Origin of the sequence: uncultured Agrococcus sp. (assembly GCF_945915485.1) — a bacterium.
In the GTDB taxonomy this organism is placed as follows: domain Bacteria; phylum Actinomycetota; class Actinomycetes; order Actinomycetales; family Microbacteriaceae; genus Agrococcus.
The window spans coordinates 1-15,119 of record NZ_CAMEFJ010000062.1; the positions used below are offsets into that span (position 1 = coordinate 1).

Below are 15,119 nucleotides of genomic sequence, written 5' to 3' on the forward strand. Positions count from 1 at the left end.
GAGCTCGCGGCGCGCTACGCGGCCGAAGGGGCCGACGAGCTGACGTTTCTGGATGTGGCCGCGTCCGTCGAGGACGCCGAAACGCTGTACGACGTCGTTGAGCGGTGTGCGGAACGCGTCTTCATCCCCCTGACAGTCGGGGGAGGAGTGCGAACTCCCGACGATGTCAACACGTTGCTGCAACGTGGTGCCGATAAGTGCGGCGTGAACTCGGCGGCTGTCCGCCGACCGGAGCTCGTCTCCGACATCGCCGACCGCTTCGGCTCGCAGGTCCTGGTGCTCTCCCTCGATGTCGCCGCGTCCACGGCGACCGACAGCGGCTACGAGGTGACGGTCAAGGGTGGTCGCGAACGGACAGGAATCGATGCGCTCGACTGGGCCGTCCGTGGAGCAGCGCTAGGAGCAGGGGAGATTCTGCTCAATTCGATAGAAGCCGACGGAACAAAAGCGGGGTTCGACCTTCCGCTGATCATGGCGATTCGTGATGCGGTCAGCGTGCCCGTCATCGCGTCGGGAGGCGCCGGTACTGCGGAAGACTTCGCTCCTGCCGTGAGAGCGGGTGCCGATGCGGTTCTAGCGGCGAGTATCTTCCACACTGCGCAGGTGAGCATTCACGAAGTGAAGCACGCACTGTCAGAGGAAGGTGTGACAGTTCGATGAACCTGCAAAGCATCCCGGAGCTGAAACCGGGTCGTGACGGTCTTCTACCTGCGATAGTGCAATCCGCGGATACGGACGAGGTACTCATGCTGGGCTACATGGATCGGGAGGCGCTCCGTAGAACACTCACGGAAGGCCGCGTCACGTACTGGTCACGCTCTCGAAACGAATACTGGCGGAAGGGCGACACATCCGGCAACATTCAGGTGCCGGTTTCCGTGACGCTGGACTGCGACGCCGACACGCTGCTGGTTCGCGTGCACCAGCGGGGGCCCGCCTGCCACACGGGTAGCGAAACGTGCTTCTTCACTCCGCTGTCGCTGCAGGAGAGCGCGACATGAAGACCGAACGCGAGGAGTTCGACCGTCTCGTCGAGACGCACAGCGTGGTCCCGGTCGTCACGACGGTGTTCGCCGACGAAGAAACGCCAGTCAGCATCTACCGGAAGATCGGGGGAGGTCCCGGCTCGTTTCTGCTCGAGTCAGCGCACCAGGGCGTCTGGAACCGATACTCCTTCATCGGCGGTGAGGTGTACGGCCGTCTGATAGCAACGGGCGAACGAGTCGAATGGGTCGATAACGGCCTCGATCAAGCGCGTGCTTTCGGACCCGAGACTCCCTCCGACGGACTCGCAGCGCTCGAACTGCTGGCAGCGCGCTGGCACACGCCGCGCATCCCGCATTTGCCTCGGTTGGCCTCGGGGCTCGTCGGACACATCGGCTGGGATGCCGTGCGTCTCGTCGAGTCGCTGCCGAATCCTCCCGACCGTGAGCACAGGCTTCCCGACATCGCATTCGGATTCGTCAGGGACCTCGTCGTGCTGGACCACGCAACGGGCAACGCGCACTTGGTGACCGTCGTGCTTGCCGACGGCGCCGAGCCCGCCGAACAGCTGTGGAAGGCCGCTCAGCAGCGTCTGGGCGGGCTGACCGCCAGGCTCGCGACTCCGAGCGAATCGTCGGTAACCGAGGTCGACATGGATGCGGTGCCGGACGCGACCGCGAGAACCTCCGACGAAGCGTTCACCGCAACCGTCGAACGAAGCAGGAAACACATCGTCGACGGAGACATCTTCCAGGTGGTTCCTTCTATCCGCTTCGATATGGAAACGAATGCGGGCCCCCTCGACGTCTACCGCGTGCTGCGCCTGCTGAACCCGTCTCCGTATATGTATCTGATCGCCGCGGCGACGGAGAGCGGGGTTCCCTACGAAGTCGTCGGAGCCTCCCCTGAGGCACTCGTAACCGTCAGCCACGGCACCGCGACAATGCACCCGATCGCTGGCTCCCGGCCCCGCGGCGAGGATTCTGAAGAGGACGCCGCTCTCGCGTCCGAACTGCTGGCGGACCCGAAAGAGCGGAGCGAGCACATCATGCTCGTCGATCTCGCCCGCAACGACCTCTCGAAGGTCGCGATCGCCGGCAGCGTACGAGTCAGTGACTTCATGACCGTCGAACGCTTCCGGCACATCATGCACATCGTCTCGACCGTCGTGTGCGAACTCAGGGAAGACGCGACCGCAGTGGATGCGCTCCGCGCCACGTTCCCTGCGGGGACGCTGTCCGGCGCTCCGAAACCGAGGGCGCTGGAGATCATCGACACCCTTGAACCGTCTTCTAGGGGGATCTACGGAGGCGTTGTCGGATACTTCGATTTCCAAGGGGATGCCGACGTCGCAATTGCGATCAGGACCGTGACGATGAGCGATGGGAAGGCTTCCGTGCAGTCGGGAGCCGGGCTCGTCGCCGACTCGGTGGCCGAGACTGAGATCGCGGAGATCAAGAACAAGGCGCGCAGCCCCCTGACAGCGCTTGCGATCGCAGAGTCCATGCAGAGGATGGGGATGTCGTGATCGCCAAACGAGGAAAGACCATCGCCGTCCTGGCAGCCGTACTCGGCCTGCTACTCGCCGGAGCAGCCTCAACGCAGGACTGGGTGAGAGTTGCCGCCGAGGACACCGAGCCGTTCGCGCTGACAGGAGCCGACCTCAGCGGCACACTGCTTGCGCTCGCGCTTGCACTCGGCGCGCTCTCCCTCGCACTGCTGTTCGCGGGACGAACGCTGAGTGTCGTCTGCGGTGCTGTCATGGCGCTCATCGGCGTGGCCCTCATCTTCGCAACCCTAGGGGCGGCAAGTGCAGAGAATCGCGCCGTGGCAGACGAAGTTGCCGCGAGAACCGGCTTGACCGGTGAAGCAGCGCAAACCGTCGAGGTGCTCTGGGCCTTCCCGGCGATCACGCTGACGGGTGGCGCTCTAGCGATTCTCGGCGGGATCTGGACCATAGCGACGTTCAGGCTGTGGAGACGGCAACCGAAGTCGAAAGACAAGTACGAACTGCGAAGCGGCGCTCTCGCATGGGACGTACTGGATGAGGGTGAGGACCCGACGCTGGACGATGAACGGGACGGGCCTGTTCAGCAGCATTCGGCACGGGCCGAGCACGAAGCCGACGATGGGCCGGCGGCGGGGCGTGACGCCGACAACGGCTAGAAGTGCCCTAGACTGGTACCAGTCCCGATCGAACAAGGAGCATCGTGAGCGAACAGCTGGTGGAGCGCGCAGAAGGCGCTGAAGAGTTCACCGCGGAGATCCCGGACGAACACATCGACCCGGGTCACGGAAACACAGTAGCCGCGTGGACCGCAGTCCTCGTCATGCTGGTCAGTATCGGCGCCGGTACGGTGTTCTTCTACCTTGACCAACCCCTATACGTTTGGATCTGCGCAGCCGTTACGGCCGGAGGGCTCGTGCTGGGTGGCTTGCTGAAACTCGTCGGCCTCGGCAAGAAGCGCCCCGCCGCGAAGAGCGAGTGAGCTCGGCACCTTTGGATCTCCTGCGTGAACTGACAGAAGGAGCGGTAGAGGACGCGAAGAAGCGGGAACGCGACCTTCCCTTCGAATCCCTCCTGCGTAGGGCGAAAGCTGCTCGGCAGCCGATCGACGTCGTTCGTGCCCTGCGACCAGCGGAGCGCGTGCACGTCATCGCCGAAGTCAAGCGGGCGAGCCCATCGAAGGGACGCCTCTCGGATATCCCGGACCCTGCCGACCTCGCGGGCGAGTACGAGCGCGGGGGCGCATCCTGCATCAGCGTTCTCACCGAGTCACGGCGATTCATGGGGAGCTTGGACGACCTGCGTGCCGTAAGAGCCGAAGTCGATGTTCCCGTGCTTCGCAAGGACTTCATCGCAACCGAGTACCAGTTGCTGGAGGCTCGCGAAGCGGGAGCGGACATTGTTCTCCTGATCGCGTCCGTTCTGGAGGCCGCGCACCTGCGTCAGCTGCACGCGTACGCGGAGGATCTCGGCCTGTCCGTGCTCGTGGAGGTGCACGATGCGAGCGAAGTCGACCGCGCCCTTGGCGCGGGAGCCAAGATCCTGGGAGTGAACACGCGGGATCTCAAGACGTTCGAAATGCATCCGGAAAGATTCGCGGAACTCCGCTCCCGCATCCCCGACGGAGTCATCGCGGTTGCGGAATCCGGCGTCAACGACGTGAGCGATGTACGGCGTTACCGTAATGACGGAGCCCACGCAGTTCTCGTGGGCGAGACACTTGTACGCGATGGGGCCCCACGGGCCCGAGTCGCAGAGTTCGGAGGAGTGCGATGAACGATCGACTTCGTGAGGCCATCGGCCCCTGGTTCGGTGACTTCGGCGGCGTGTTCATGGCAGAACCGCTCATGGCGACCATAGACGAACTCTCGGCAGCCTACGACGAGCTTCGTGACGATCCGGGATTCTGGGACGAGTTTTCACGCCTCGGAAGGGAATACACGGGACGACCGTCGCTGCTCACCGAGGCGAAGCATCTTTCCGAAGCTGCCGGGGGAGCTCGCATCTTCCTGAAGCGCGAAGACCTCAACCACACGGGTAGTCACAAGATCAACAACGTGCTGGGCCAGGCGCTGCTCGCCAAGCGCCTGGGGAAGACCCGGCTGATCGCGGAGACCGGCGCCGGGCAGCACGGGGTCGCGACGGCCACAGCCGCCGCATACTTCGGGTTCGACTGCACCGTCTACATGGGCGAGGTGGATACGCAGCGACAAGCGCTCAATGTCGCGAGGATGCGAATGCTAGGAGCTGAGGTCGTGCCTGTTCGCTCCGGCTCGCGGACTCTGAAAGACGCGATCAACGAGGGCCTTCGCGACTGGGTCGCGAATACCGACACAACGCATTACCTCATGGGGACGGTTGCCGGGCCGCACCCGTTCCCGGCCATGGTGCGCGATTTCCACCGTCAGATCGGCGAAGAAGCGAAAGAGCAGATCGTGGCGGAAACCGGGTCGCTACCCGACGCGGTGCTCGCCTGCGTCGGAGGCGGCTCGAACGCGATCGGCATCTTCCACGCCTTCCTGGACGACCCGGATGTTCGCCTCATCGGTCTGGAAGCTGCCGGTGACGGTGCCGACACCGAGCGGCACGCGCTTTCGATAAGCAAGGGGACCCCCGGCCTTCTGCACGGTATGAAGACGTTCCTGCTGCAGGATGAGCAGGGGCAGACACGCGAATCGCATTCGATCTCGGCGGGGCTGGATTACCCTGGGGTCGGGCCGGAGCACGCCTGGCTGCACCGGATTGGCCGCGCCGATTATGAGCCGGTCAGCGACAAGGAAGCGATGGACGCGTTCCTGGAACTCACGCGTCGGGAGGGAATCATTCCGGCCATCGAATCGGCGCACGCCGTTGCTGGAGCACTTCGCGAAGGCAAACGACTCGGGTCGGAGGCGGTCCTGTTGGTGAACCTCTCCGGGCGCGGGGACAAGGACGTTGCGACCGCTGCGCAGTGGTTCGGATTCCTAGACGAGGATGGGTCGGATGAGTAGTAAGACTGCCGCGGCGATCGAAGCGGGAGGCGGCAGCGCGCTCGTCGCGTACCTGCCGGTAGGCTTCCCCGACCCTGACACCTGCGTCGAGGCCGTTGTCGCGGTTGCCGAAGCGGGCTTCCGTGTTATCGAACTCGGCATCCCGTATTCCGATCCCGGGATGGACGGACCCGTCATCCAGGCGGCAACGCAGGAAGTACTGGACACGGGGTTCGACTTGCAGACCGTCTTCGACACCGTGCAGGCGGTGACGGAGCGCACCGACGCCGCCGTTTTGACGATGACGTACTGGAACCCCATCCTCCAGTACGGTGTCGACCGGTTCGCTCGCAAATTCGCTGCCGCAGGAGGCGCAGGGCTGATAACACCCGATTTGACTCCCGAGAATGCGGGGGAGTGGCTCACGGCCGCCGAGCGCTACGACCTCGACCCGATCTTCCTGGCGGCTCCGAGCTCCACGGACGCACGCTTGGCAAGCGCAGTGCAGCATTCTCGAGGATTCGTGTACACGGTCTCGACGATGGGTACGACTGGCGCACGCGGCGATATGGATGCTGCGGCCCGCAGACTCGCGGGACGCATCGGCGAAGCCGGTCAGCGCCTCGGCAAACCGATAGCCCGCTGCGTAGGGCTCGGCATTTCGAAGCCCGACCACGTGCGTGACGTGCTGAGCTATGCTGAGGGCGCCATCGTCGGCTCCGCGCTTGTCACGGCGTTGAGAGAGGGTGGCGTCGCAGGCGTCGCCGAGAAGGCCGCAGAGCTCGTCTCTGGGCTGCCATCAGCATCCGATTCCGTCTCGTAAGGTAGATACGTGTTCACGAGCATTCCGAGCCCCGATCCCGAATGGCGCTACCTCGAGGTACCGCTCACATGGTTCCATGACATCGGCTTGACCTTCATGCCCGCCGCGTTTCAGATTCACGCGTACGCGGTGTTCATTCTTGCCGGCATCGTCGTCGCATGTCTGCTCACCGCCTACCGCTTGAAGCAGCGCGGCGCCGACGGCTGGTACGTCGTCGACATCGCACTCTGGGGTGTTGTGCTCGGCATCATCGGCGCCCGAACCTTCCACGTCCTCACGCACCCGGCCGATTACTTCGGTGCCGGAGCCGACCCGTGGGAAGTCATCAGAATCTGGAATGGCGGCATCGCGATCTTCGGCGCCTTGATCGGGGGCGCAATCGGTGTCGTCGTCGGCTGCAGGAGCACGGGGCTGCGGTTCACAACCGTCGCCGATGCAATCGCGCCAGGATTGCTCATCGCGCAGGCGATGGGGCGGCTTGGCAACTACTTCAACCACGAGCTTTTCGGTGCACCGACAACGTTGCCCTGGGGGCTCGAGATAGAAGCCAGCAATCCTGCCTTCCCTATCGGCCTTCCGGAGACGACGCTGTTCCACCCGACCTTCCTCTACGAGGCCATTTGGAATCTGGTCGGCGCTGCGCTGATCCTCTTCCTCGACCGATACCGGCACCTGCAGTGGGGGAAGGCACTCTCCCTGTACCTCATCTGGTACGGGGCCGGTCGCAGCGTCTGGGAGACGATTCGCGTCGATCCGTCCGAGATGCTCTGGGGCATCCGCGTCAATGTCTGGATGGCGTTCATCGCGATCGCGATCGGCATCGTGATCTGGATCATGCAGTCACGCGCTCACAAGGGGCTCGAACCTTCGCCGTTCAGAGTTGGCGAAGAGGATGGCCCGAGTCGTGTAAAGTCTGATACCTACAGTGAAGCTGAGTTGGCCAGCACCCCGGCCACGAAAGCGAAGGCGTCCGAACCCGTACGCGCTGAGTAACTACTCCGTCGCTGGTCAACGGTGACCGTGGCAATTGTCCGTCAGCAGTTGGGAACATGCCATGCGCCCATCGACCCTGCCCGAACGGGAAGGTCTTTACGACCCTCGATTCGAACGCGATTCCTGTGGACTCGCGATGGTCGCAACACTGAAGCGCGCTCCGACACACCGGGTTGTCGAACAAGCGCTCGATGCACTTCGCCACCTCGAGCACCGAGGGGCGGTCGGCTCCGATGCCGGGACAGGCGACGGCGCCGGCATCCTCACGCAGATCCCCGACGCGTTCTTCCGCGACGTCGTGGACTTCGAGCTCCCCGAGCAGGGCGGCTATGCAGCCGGTCTCGTGTTCTTGCCGCAAAGTGAGACGCAGCGTGTCAGCACCAAACGCGAGATCGAACGAACAGCTCGTCAGGAGCGACTTCGCGTGCTCGGGTGGCGTGACGTTCCCGTCGACGCCGAACAGCTCGGTGCATTGGCCCGCAATTCGAAACCGCACATCGAGCAGATCTTCGTCGCTTCTGCAACGCTTCCCGTAACAGGGATAGGCCTCGACCGGCTCACGTTCAGGATGCGGAAGCGTGTCGAGCGCGAGCTCGGCGACTACCTGCCGTCACTGTCGAGCAGGACGATCACGTACAAGGGCATGGTCACGACGCTGCAGCTCGAGCCGTTCTATCCTGACCTTTCGGACGACCGTTTTGCGAGTGCACTCGCAATCGTCCACTCCCGATACTCCACGAATACCTTCCCGAGCTGGCCGCTCGCGCAGCCGCTGCGCATGATCGCGCACAACGGCGAGATCAACACGGTCGCCGGAAACCGCAACTGGATGCTCGCCCGCCAGTCGCAGCTCGAAAGCGAGTTCCTGGGCGACCTGCGGCCGCTGCTGCCGATCGTCAGCGAGGGCAGGAGCGACTCTGCCTCCTTCGACGAAGTCCTGGAGCTGCTGTCGCTCTCGGGCCGAAGCCTGCCGCACGCTGTGCTCATGATGGTGCCGGAGGCGTGGCAGTCAAGTGACGACCTCCCGCAGGCGCTGAAAGACTTCTACGAGTATCACGAGCTCTTGATGGAGCCGTGGGATGGCCCGGCGGCCATCTCGTTCACCGACGGGTCGCTTGTCGGTTCGACGCTCGACCGCAATGGGCTGCGTCCTGGGCGTTGGCTCGTCACAACGGACGGCCTGGTCGTTGTCGCGAGCGAAACGGGTGTCGTACCGGGCATCGATCCGGCCCGCGTCGAGCGCCGCGGACGACTGAAGCCGGGCGAGATGTTCCTCATCGATACGGCAGCGGGACGCATTGTCCCGAGCGACGAAGTCAAGCGCAACCTCGCTGAGCTGGAACCCTGGGGGGAGTGGCTCGAGTCCAGCCGCATCAGCCTGACCGAACTGCCCGAGCGCGAGCACGTCATGCACACGCCCGCATCCGTCATTCGCAGGCAGCGCACGTTCGGGTACACGGACGAGGAGGTCGGTCGACTCATCGAGCCGATGGCTCGTACGGGTGCTGAACCGCTGGGTGCCATGGGGTCGGACACACCGATCGCCGTGCTCTCGAGCAGGCCGCGTCTGCTGTTCGACTACTTCACGCAGTCGTTCGCACAGGTGACGAATCCGCCCCTGGACTCGATCAGGGAGTCCATCGTCACGAGTATGCGTTCAGGGTTGGGCCCCGTGCGCAATCTGCTGGACGCGACCCCGCTGCACGCGAGTCAGGTCATCCTGGACTTCCCCGTACTGCTGAACTCCGAGATCTCGAAGATCCGCAACATCGATCGCACCCCCGGTTCTCGGCGCACCGTCACGGTTTCGGCGTTATACCCGGTTGCTGACGGCGAGAATGCCATGGAGCATCGTCTCGACGCCATGTGCCTCGAGGTCGATTCAGCGATCGAGGATGGTGCGCAGTACATCATCCTCTCCGATCGCGACTCGGATGAGCAGCACGCGCCCATCCCCAGTCTGCTCTCGTCGAGCGCAGTGCACCAGCACCTCATCCGCGCAGGCAGCAGGATGCGAGCGGGGCTGATCATCGAGGCCGGTGACGTTCGCGAAGTGCACCACGTCGCAACGCTCCTGGGATACGGAGCGAGCGCCGTCAACCCATACCTCGCGATGGAGTCGGCGGAGCAGCTCGTGCAGCAGGGTCGCCTGAACGGGGTCAGCGAGACGGAAGCTGTCAAGAATCTCGTGAAAGCGCTCGGCAAGGGCGTCACGAAGATCATGTCGAAGATGGGGATATCGACGGTCGGCTCCTACGTCGCAGCACAGGCGTTCGAAGCCGTCGGCCTGTCCCGAGCACTCGTCGATCGGTACTTCACGGGCACCTCGACCCGACTCGGGGGCGTCGGTATCGACGTCATCGCCGAAGAGACGAGACTGCGGCACAGCTCGGCCTACGCATCCGAGCGCGCCGCACTCGTGCACGAACGACTCGACACCGGCGGCGAGTACCAGTGGCGCCGTGACGGTGCACCGCACCTGTTCAGCCCGGAGGTCATCTGGCGATTGCAGCACGCGACCCGCGAGGAGCGCTTCGACGTTTTCCGCGAGTACACCGATCTCGTCAATACGCAGGCACAGGAGCTGAAAACTCTGCGTGGCCTGTTCTCGTTCAACGAGGGACAACGGAGCCCGATCCCGATTGAGGAGGTCGAACCGGTCTCGGAGATCGTGAAGCGCTTCCACACGGGAGCGATGTCCTACGGCTCGATTTCGCGAGAAGCGCACGAGACGCTCGCGATCGCCATGAATCGCCTCGGCGGGAAGTCCAACACGGGTGAGGGCGGCGAAAGCAACGAACGCCTCCTGGACCCGGAGCGCCGTTCGGCCATCAAGCAGGTCGCTTCAGGTCGCTTCGGTGTCACGAGCATGTACCTCACGCACGCAGACGACCTGCAGATCAAGATGGCGCAGGGTGCTAAGCCCGGCGAGGGCGGTCAGTTGCCGGGCGCCAAGGTGTATCCGTGGGTCGCGGAGACGAGGCACGCGACACCGGGAGTCGGGCTCATTTCACCGCCTCCTCACCACGACATCTACTCGATCGAAGACCTCAAGCAGCTGATCTTCGATCTCAAGCGAGCGAACCGCGATGCGCGCGTGCACGTGAAGCTCGCATCCCAGTCCGGTATCGGTGCTGTTGCTGCCGGAGTTGCCAAAGCGAAGGCGGATGTCGTGCTCGTAGCCGGCCACGACGGCGGCACCGGCGCCAGCCCGCTGAACTCGTTGAAGCACGCGGGCATCCCGTGGGAGATAGGGCTCGCCGAGACGCAGCAGACGCTCAGGAAGAATGCGTTGCGTGGCCGTGTGGCCCTGCAGGTGGACGGCCAGTTGAAGACGGGCCGTGACGTCGTGATCGCCGCGCTGCTCGGCGCGGAGGAGTTCGGTTTCGCGACCGCGCCGCTCGTGGTCTCCGGCTGCATCATGATGCGCGTTTGCCATCTCGACACGTGCCCCGTGGGTGTCGCGACACAGAGCCCTGTTCTGCGCGAGCGTTTCTCGGGAAGACCCGAGTTCATCGTGACGTTCTTCCAGTACATCGCTCAGGAGATTCGCGAGATTCTCGCATCGCTCGGGTTCAGGACGCTGGAAGAGGCCATCGGGCACGTCGAGTTCCTCGACGTCGACCGCGCCATCGAGCACTGGAAGGCCGACGGTCTCGACCTCGCGCCCATCCTGCATCGCGTCCAGGCGGACGATCCCGCCCTGCGCAATGTCACGTCGCAGGATCATGAATTGGAGCAGCAGCTCGACATCCGAATCCTTGATGAAGCGTTGCAGAGTGTCGAGGAGGGCAAGAAGATTCGCTTCGATCTTGACGTCGCGAACACGGACCGTGCTGTCGGAACCGTACTCGGAAACGAGATCACGAAGCGATTCGGCGCGCAGGGGGCCGAGCCGGGCACGATAGAACTCGTCCTGTCCGGCTCAGCGGGTCAATCGCTCGGCGCATTCATTCCGCGCGGCATCACGATCGAGCTGCTGGGAGACGCCAACGACTACGTCGGCAAGGGACTCTCAGGCGGTCAGGTCGTCGTTCGCCCCGATCGGGATGCGACCCTGACGGCGGAAGAGAACGTCGTTGCCGGAAACGTGATCGGGTACGGTGCTACGGGCGGCGTGCTTGCGCTGCGCGGCATCGTCGGCGAACGCTTCCTCGTGCGGAACTCCGGCGCGACGGCTATCTGCGAAGGCGTCGGCGATCACGCGCTCGAGTACATGACCGGCGGCCTTGCCGTCATTCTCGGTGAGACGGGCCGCAACATCGGCGCCGGAATGTCGGGTGGTGTCGCATACCTGCGCAACCTCGACAGGGCCAAACTCAACCGCGACGCCATCGCGAGCGGCGAACTGCAGATGCGCAGCCTGAGCGACGAAGACGTGACCGAGTTGCGGGCGCTGTTGGAACTGCACCTGCAGCTCACGGATTCCGATCTCGCGAAGCGCATCCTCGCGGACGCCGACTGGTCAGAATTCACGAAGATCGTGCCGAGGGATTGGGCGGCGGTCAGAGCGATTCGCGAACGCGCCGCCGAATCGGGTGACGACCCCGACGGACCGAAGACCTGGGACCGCATCCTGGAGGTGACCCGTGGCTGATCCCCGTGGCTTCCTGAACGTAACCCAGCGCGAGGAACCGCAGAAGCGGCCAGTGCCCGTACGAATTCTCGACTACCGTGAAGTAGGCGAGAAGGGCGACCGGGCCGTGCTGGATCGGCAGGCAGGTCGCTGCATGGACTGCGGAGTGCCTTTCTGCCATCAAGGATGCCCGCTCGGGAACCTCATTCCCGAATTCAACGACTTCACGTGGCGTCACCAGAGCCGCCTCGCAGCCGAGAACCTGCTGTCGACGAACAACTTCCCGGAGTTCACGGGCCTGCTGTGTCCTGCGCCCTGCGAGTCGGCGTGCGTTCTCGGGATCAATCAGCCGGCCGTCACGATCAAAGCGGTCGAGCAGTTCATCGCTGACGAGATCTTCGATAACGACTGGTTGGAGCCTCACCCGCCCGCGCGCCTCACCGGTCAGACCGTGGCGGTCATCGGCTCCGGCCCAGCGGGACTCGCAGCTGCGCAGCAGCTGACGCGTGCCGGCCACACGGTTGCAGTGTACGAGCGGGACCAGGAGGTCGGGGGACTGCTGCGCTACGGCATCCCCGACTTCAAGCTGGAGAAGCGCCGCATCGACGCTCGCGTCAACCAGATGCGTGCCGAGGGGACCCGGTTCAGAACCGGCATCGACGTCGGTAACGATCTCGCGTGGAGCGAACTGCGCGACAGGTTCGACGCGGTTGTCGTCGCGATCGGTGCGCAGGTGCCACGAGACCTTCCCATCCCCGGACGTGAACTGCACGGCGTGCATCCGGCAATGGACTATCTGGTTCGACAAAACCGTCTTGTTGCCGGTGAAGAGGTCGGTGACCCCATCGACGCGCACGGCAAGCACGTCGTCGTGCTCGGCGGCGGCGACACGGGCTCGGACTGCATCGGAACTGCGCACAGGCAACGCGCTGCGAGTGTCACGAATCTGGCTATCGGTATCAAACCGCCGAGGGTTCGGCCGGACGGGCAGCCGTGGCCGATGCATCCCAACGTGTTCGAGGTGCAGTCGAGCCATGAAGAGGGCGGGGAGCGCAAGTTCCTGGTATCGACCGTGGAGTTCGTCGACGATGGAGAGGGGCGTGTGCGAGCGCTTCGTATCGCGGATACGGAGATCATCGATGGCGTCCGCAGACCCGAGGAGGGCACCGAGCGGGAGATTCCCGCCGACCTCGTGCTGCTGGCGCTGGGTTTCACCGGGGTCGAAACGGATGACGCTCTGCCGATTTCACTCGATCGCGGAGCGTTCAGCAGGGAAGACGACTTCTCGACCAGTGAAGAGGGCGTCTTCGTCGCTGGCGACGCTGGAAGAGGCTCGAGCCTCATCGTCTGGGCGATCGCGGAGGGACGTGCCGCAGCAGCTGCCGTCGACGAGTACCTGACGGGGTCGACGATTCTGCCGGCCCCCGTTCGCGCGAGCGACAAGCCGATCGGAGCTCGCTGATCCGCTTCTCCGAGTTCGCCCAGATTGCAATCACATACCGCATAGACCGCACAAAGGTGCTGCACCGCTAACATGGGTAGCCCGGCCTCGTGACCAACCGAGACGAGGCATTTCTGAGGGGACAGGAGAGATCATGAAGCGCGCGAAGATCGTCGCTACCTTCGGACCATCGCTTTCAACGTATGAACAGACCACGGACGCGATCAAGGCCGGCGTGAATATCGCGCGTCTGAACTTGAGCCACGGCAGTCACGAAGTTCACGAGAAGGTGTACGCGAACATTCGGCGGGCGAGCGACGCGCTCCGTACCCCTGTGGGCATCCTGGTCGACCTGCAGGGCCCGAAGATCAGACTCGGGAAGATCGCGGCGGGCCCGCAGGACCTCGCTGTCGGCGATGTCATCACCATCACAACCGAGGATGCTCCTGGCGATAAGGACATCGTCTCAACGACGTTCGCCGGGCTCGCGAAGGACGTCTCCGCAGGAGACAAGCTGCTCATCGACGATGGCCGTGTCGTTCTCCGGGCACTGGAGAGTGACGGCATCAGGGTCAGGGCAGAAGTCCTCGTCGCCGGTCGCATCAGCGACAACAAGGGCATCAACCTGCCCGGTGTTCCAGTCGATGTTCCCGCGCTGAGCGAAAAGGATGAGGAAGACCTTCGCTGGGCACTGCACCTCGGAGCTGACATCATCGCTCTCTCGTTCGTGCGAAGCGCGGACGACATTCAGCGTGTCCACGAGATCATGGACGAAGAGGATCGCAGGCTTCCCGTCGTCGCCAAGATCGAGAAGCCGCAGGCAGTCGACAATCTGAAGTCGATTATCGACGCGTTCGATGGCATCATGGTCGCCCGCGGTGACCTCGGCGTCGAACTTCCGCTCGAGGAAGTGCCGCTCGTGCAGAAACGCGCGATCGAGCACGCGAGACGCTGGGCCAAGCCAGTTATCGTCGCCACACAGGTGCTCGAGTCGATGATCGAGAACCCGATTCCGACGCGAGCAGAGGCGAGCGATTGCGCGAATGCCATCCTGGACGGTGCGGATGCCGTCATGCTGTCCGGTGAGACCAGCGTTGGCAAGTATGCGATCGAGACGGTGCAGACCATGGCCCGTATCATCGAGGCCGCCGAGCGCAAGGGCTTGAAGCGCATCCCGCCGCTGGGCACGAAGCCACGTACCCAAGGTGGCGCCATGACTCTGGCAGCGCTCGAAGTGTCGAGCTTCGTGGACGCCAAGGCGCTCATCGTGTTCACGGAGTCGGGAGATTCTGCGCGCCGAATGTCGCGTCTGCGCCCATCGTTGCCGGTATACGGCTTCACGCCGTCACCCGAGATCGAGTGCCGTATGCAGATGATCTGGGGCATCAACACGCGCTTGGTCGATCGCGTCGACCACACCGACGACATGGTTGCGCAGGTCGACGACATTCTCATCGGTGAACGTATCGCTGCGAAGGGCGACAAAGTCGTTGTCGTCTCGGGCATGCCTCCCGGCATCCCGGGCTCCACGAACGATATTCGCGTGCACACGGTCGGTGACGTACACGATGAGGCCGCGCCCGCCTATCACGGCAAGCGCCGCATCGAAATTCTGCACACGGGGTCGGTTGACCTGCCCGGTATGCGCGACGCCTGATCTCGCCGTCCCCTTCCGACCCTTTCCCCTGCGTCTTGGCCGTGCCAACTTCTCGGTCGCTGGACGACGACACGCCGTGAGAGCGCGTCGTCATCCTCAGGCGACCGAGAAGTTGACGTCAGATTTGGTTCCTGTGGGAAACGTGCATGCCCACGGTTTAGGCATACGT

12 protein-coding genes are annotated in these 15,119 nt (G+C 63.9%); all 12 read left to right on the plus strand.

The window, feature by feature from the left end; all coding sequences use genetic code 11:
- Nucleotides 1-660, plus strand: a 660-nt coding sequence (locus Q0O95_RS10100; protein ID WP_293697980.1) for a HisA/HisF-related TIM barrel protein, incomplete at its 5' end; no start/stop codon positions are given.
- The gene (hisI, locus tag Q0O95_RS10105; protein WP_293697982.1) at nt 657-1,001 is read left to right on the plus strand and encodes a phosphoribosyl-AMP cyclohydrolase; all 345 of its coding nucleotides are present in this window, start codon (nt 657-659) and stop codon (nt 999-1,001) included. The genes Q0O95_RS10100 and hisI, both read left to right, overlap by 4 nt.
- Nucleotides 998-2,512 (plus strand): chorismate-binding protein, encoded by a 1,515-nt coding sequence (locus Q0O95_RS10110; RefSeq protein WP_293697984.1) that lies wholly within the window; start codon nt 998-1,000, stop codon nt 2,510-2,512. The genes hisI and Q0O95_RS10110 overlap by 4 nt, the downstream gene beginning before the upstream one ends.
- Nucleotides 2,509-3,150: a Trp biosynthesis-associated membrane protein gene (locus Q0O95_RS10115; protein WP_293697986.1), complete on the plus strand. Its 642-nt coding sequence runs from the start codon at nt 2,509-2,511 to the stop codon at nt 3,148-3,150. The genes Q0O95_RS10110 and Q0O95_RS10115 overlap by 4 nt, the downstream gene beginning before the upstream one ends.
- Before the next feature lie 98 nt (nt 3,151-3,248).
- Nucleotides 3,249-3,473 (plus strand): DUF6704 family protein, encoded by a 225-nt coding sequence (locus Q0O95_RS10120; RefSeq protein WP_293697999.1) that lies wholly within the window; start codon nt 3,249-3,251, stop codon nt 3,471-3,473.
- Nucleotides 3,470-4,267: an indole-3-glycerol phosphate synthase TrpC gene (trpC, locus tag Q0O95_RS10125; protein WP_293697988.1), complete on the plus strand. Its 798-nt coding sequence runs from the start codon at nt 3,470-3,472 to the stop codon at nt 4,265-4,267. The genes Q0O95_RS10120 and trpC overlap by 4 nt, the downstream gene beginning before the upstream one ends.
- Nucleotides 4,264-5,481: a tryptophan synthase subunit beta gene (gene trpB, locus Q0O95_RS10130; protein WP_293697990.1), complete on the plus strand. Its 1,218-nt coding sequence runs from the start codon at nt 4,264-4,266 to the stop codon at nt 5,479-5,481. Before trpC ends, trpB begins: the two co-directional genes overlap by 4 nt.
- The gene (gene trpA, locus Q0O95_RS10135; protein WP_293697992.1) at nt 5,465-6,283 is read left to right on the plus strand and encodes a tryptophan synthase subunit alpha; all 819 of its coding nucleotides are present in this window, start codon (nt 5,465-5,467) and stop codon (nt 6,281-6,283) included. The genes trpB and trpA overlap by 17 nt, the downstream gene beginning before the upstream one ends.
- 96 nt (nt 6,284-6,379) lie before the next feature.
- Nucleotides 6,380-7,276, plus strand: a complete 897-nt coding sequence (gene lgt / locus Q0O95_RS10140) for a prolipoprotein diacylglyceryl transferase (RefSeq protein ID WP_293698001.1) — start codon at nt 6,380-6,382, stop codon at nt 7,274-7,276.
- 61 nt (nt 7,277-7,337) lie between these two features.
- The gene (gltB, locus tag Q0O95_RS10145) at nt 7,338-11,873 is read left to right on the plus strand and encodes a glutamate synthase large subunit (RefSeq protein ID WP_293697993.1); all 4,536 of its coding nucleotides are present in this window, start codon (nt 7,338-7,340) and stop codon (nt 11,871-11,873) included.
- Entirely contained in the window at nt 11,866-13,314 is a 1,449-nt protein-coding gene (locus Q0O95_RS10150) for a glutamate synthase subunit beta (RefSeq protein ID WP_293697995.1), read from the plus strand. Before gltB ends, Q0O95_RS10150 begins: the two co-directional genes overlap by 8 nt.
- A gap of 133 nt (nt 13,315-13,447) precedes the next feature.
- A complete protein-coding gene (gene pyk / locus Q0O95_RS10155; RefSeq protein ID WP_293697997.1) occupies nt 13,448-14,950 on the plus strand; it encodes a pyruvate kinase in 1,503 nt (500 codons plus the stop codon).
- Nucleotides 14,951-15,119: the final 169 nt, after the last annotated feature.

Excerpts from the sequence above, each read along its gene's own strand:
- hisI (WP_293697982.1), top strand. The coding sequence starts at position 657 with ATGAACCTGCAAAGCATCCCGGAGCTGAAACCGGGTCGTGACGGTCTT.
- Q0O95_RS10110 (WP_293697984.1), top strand. The coding sequence starts at position 998 with ATGAAGACCGAACGCGAGGAGTTCGACCGTCTCGTCGAGACGCACAGC.
- trpB (WP_293697990.1), top strand. The coding sequence starts at position 4,264 with ATGAACGATCGACTTCGTGAGGCCATCGGCCCCTGGTTCGGTGACTTC.
- trpA (WP_293697992.1), top strand. The coding sequence starts at position 5,465 with ATGGGTCGGATGAGTAGTAAGACTGCCGCGGCGATCGAAGCGGGAGGC.
- lgt (WP_293698001.1), top strand. The coding sequence starts at position 6,380 with ATGCCCGCCGCGTTTCAGATTCACGCGTACGCGGTGTTCATTCTTGCC.
- gltB (WP_293697993.1), top strand. The coding sequence starts at position 7,338 with ATGCGCCCATCGACCCTGCCCGAACGGGAAGGTCTTTACGACCCTCGA.
- pyk (WP_293697997.1), top strand. The coding sequence starts at position 13,448 with ATGAAGCGCGCGAAGATCGTCGCTACCTTCGGACCATCGCTTTCAACG.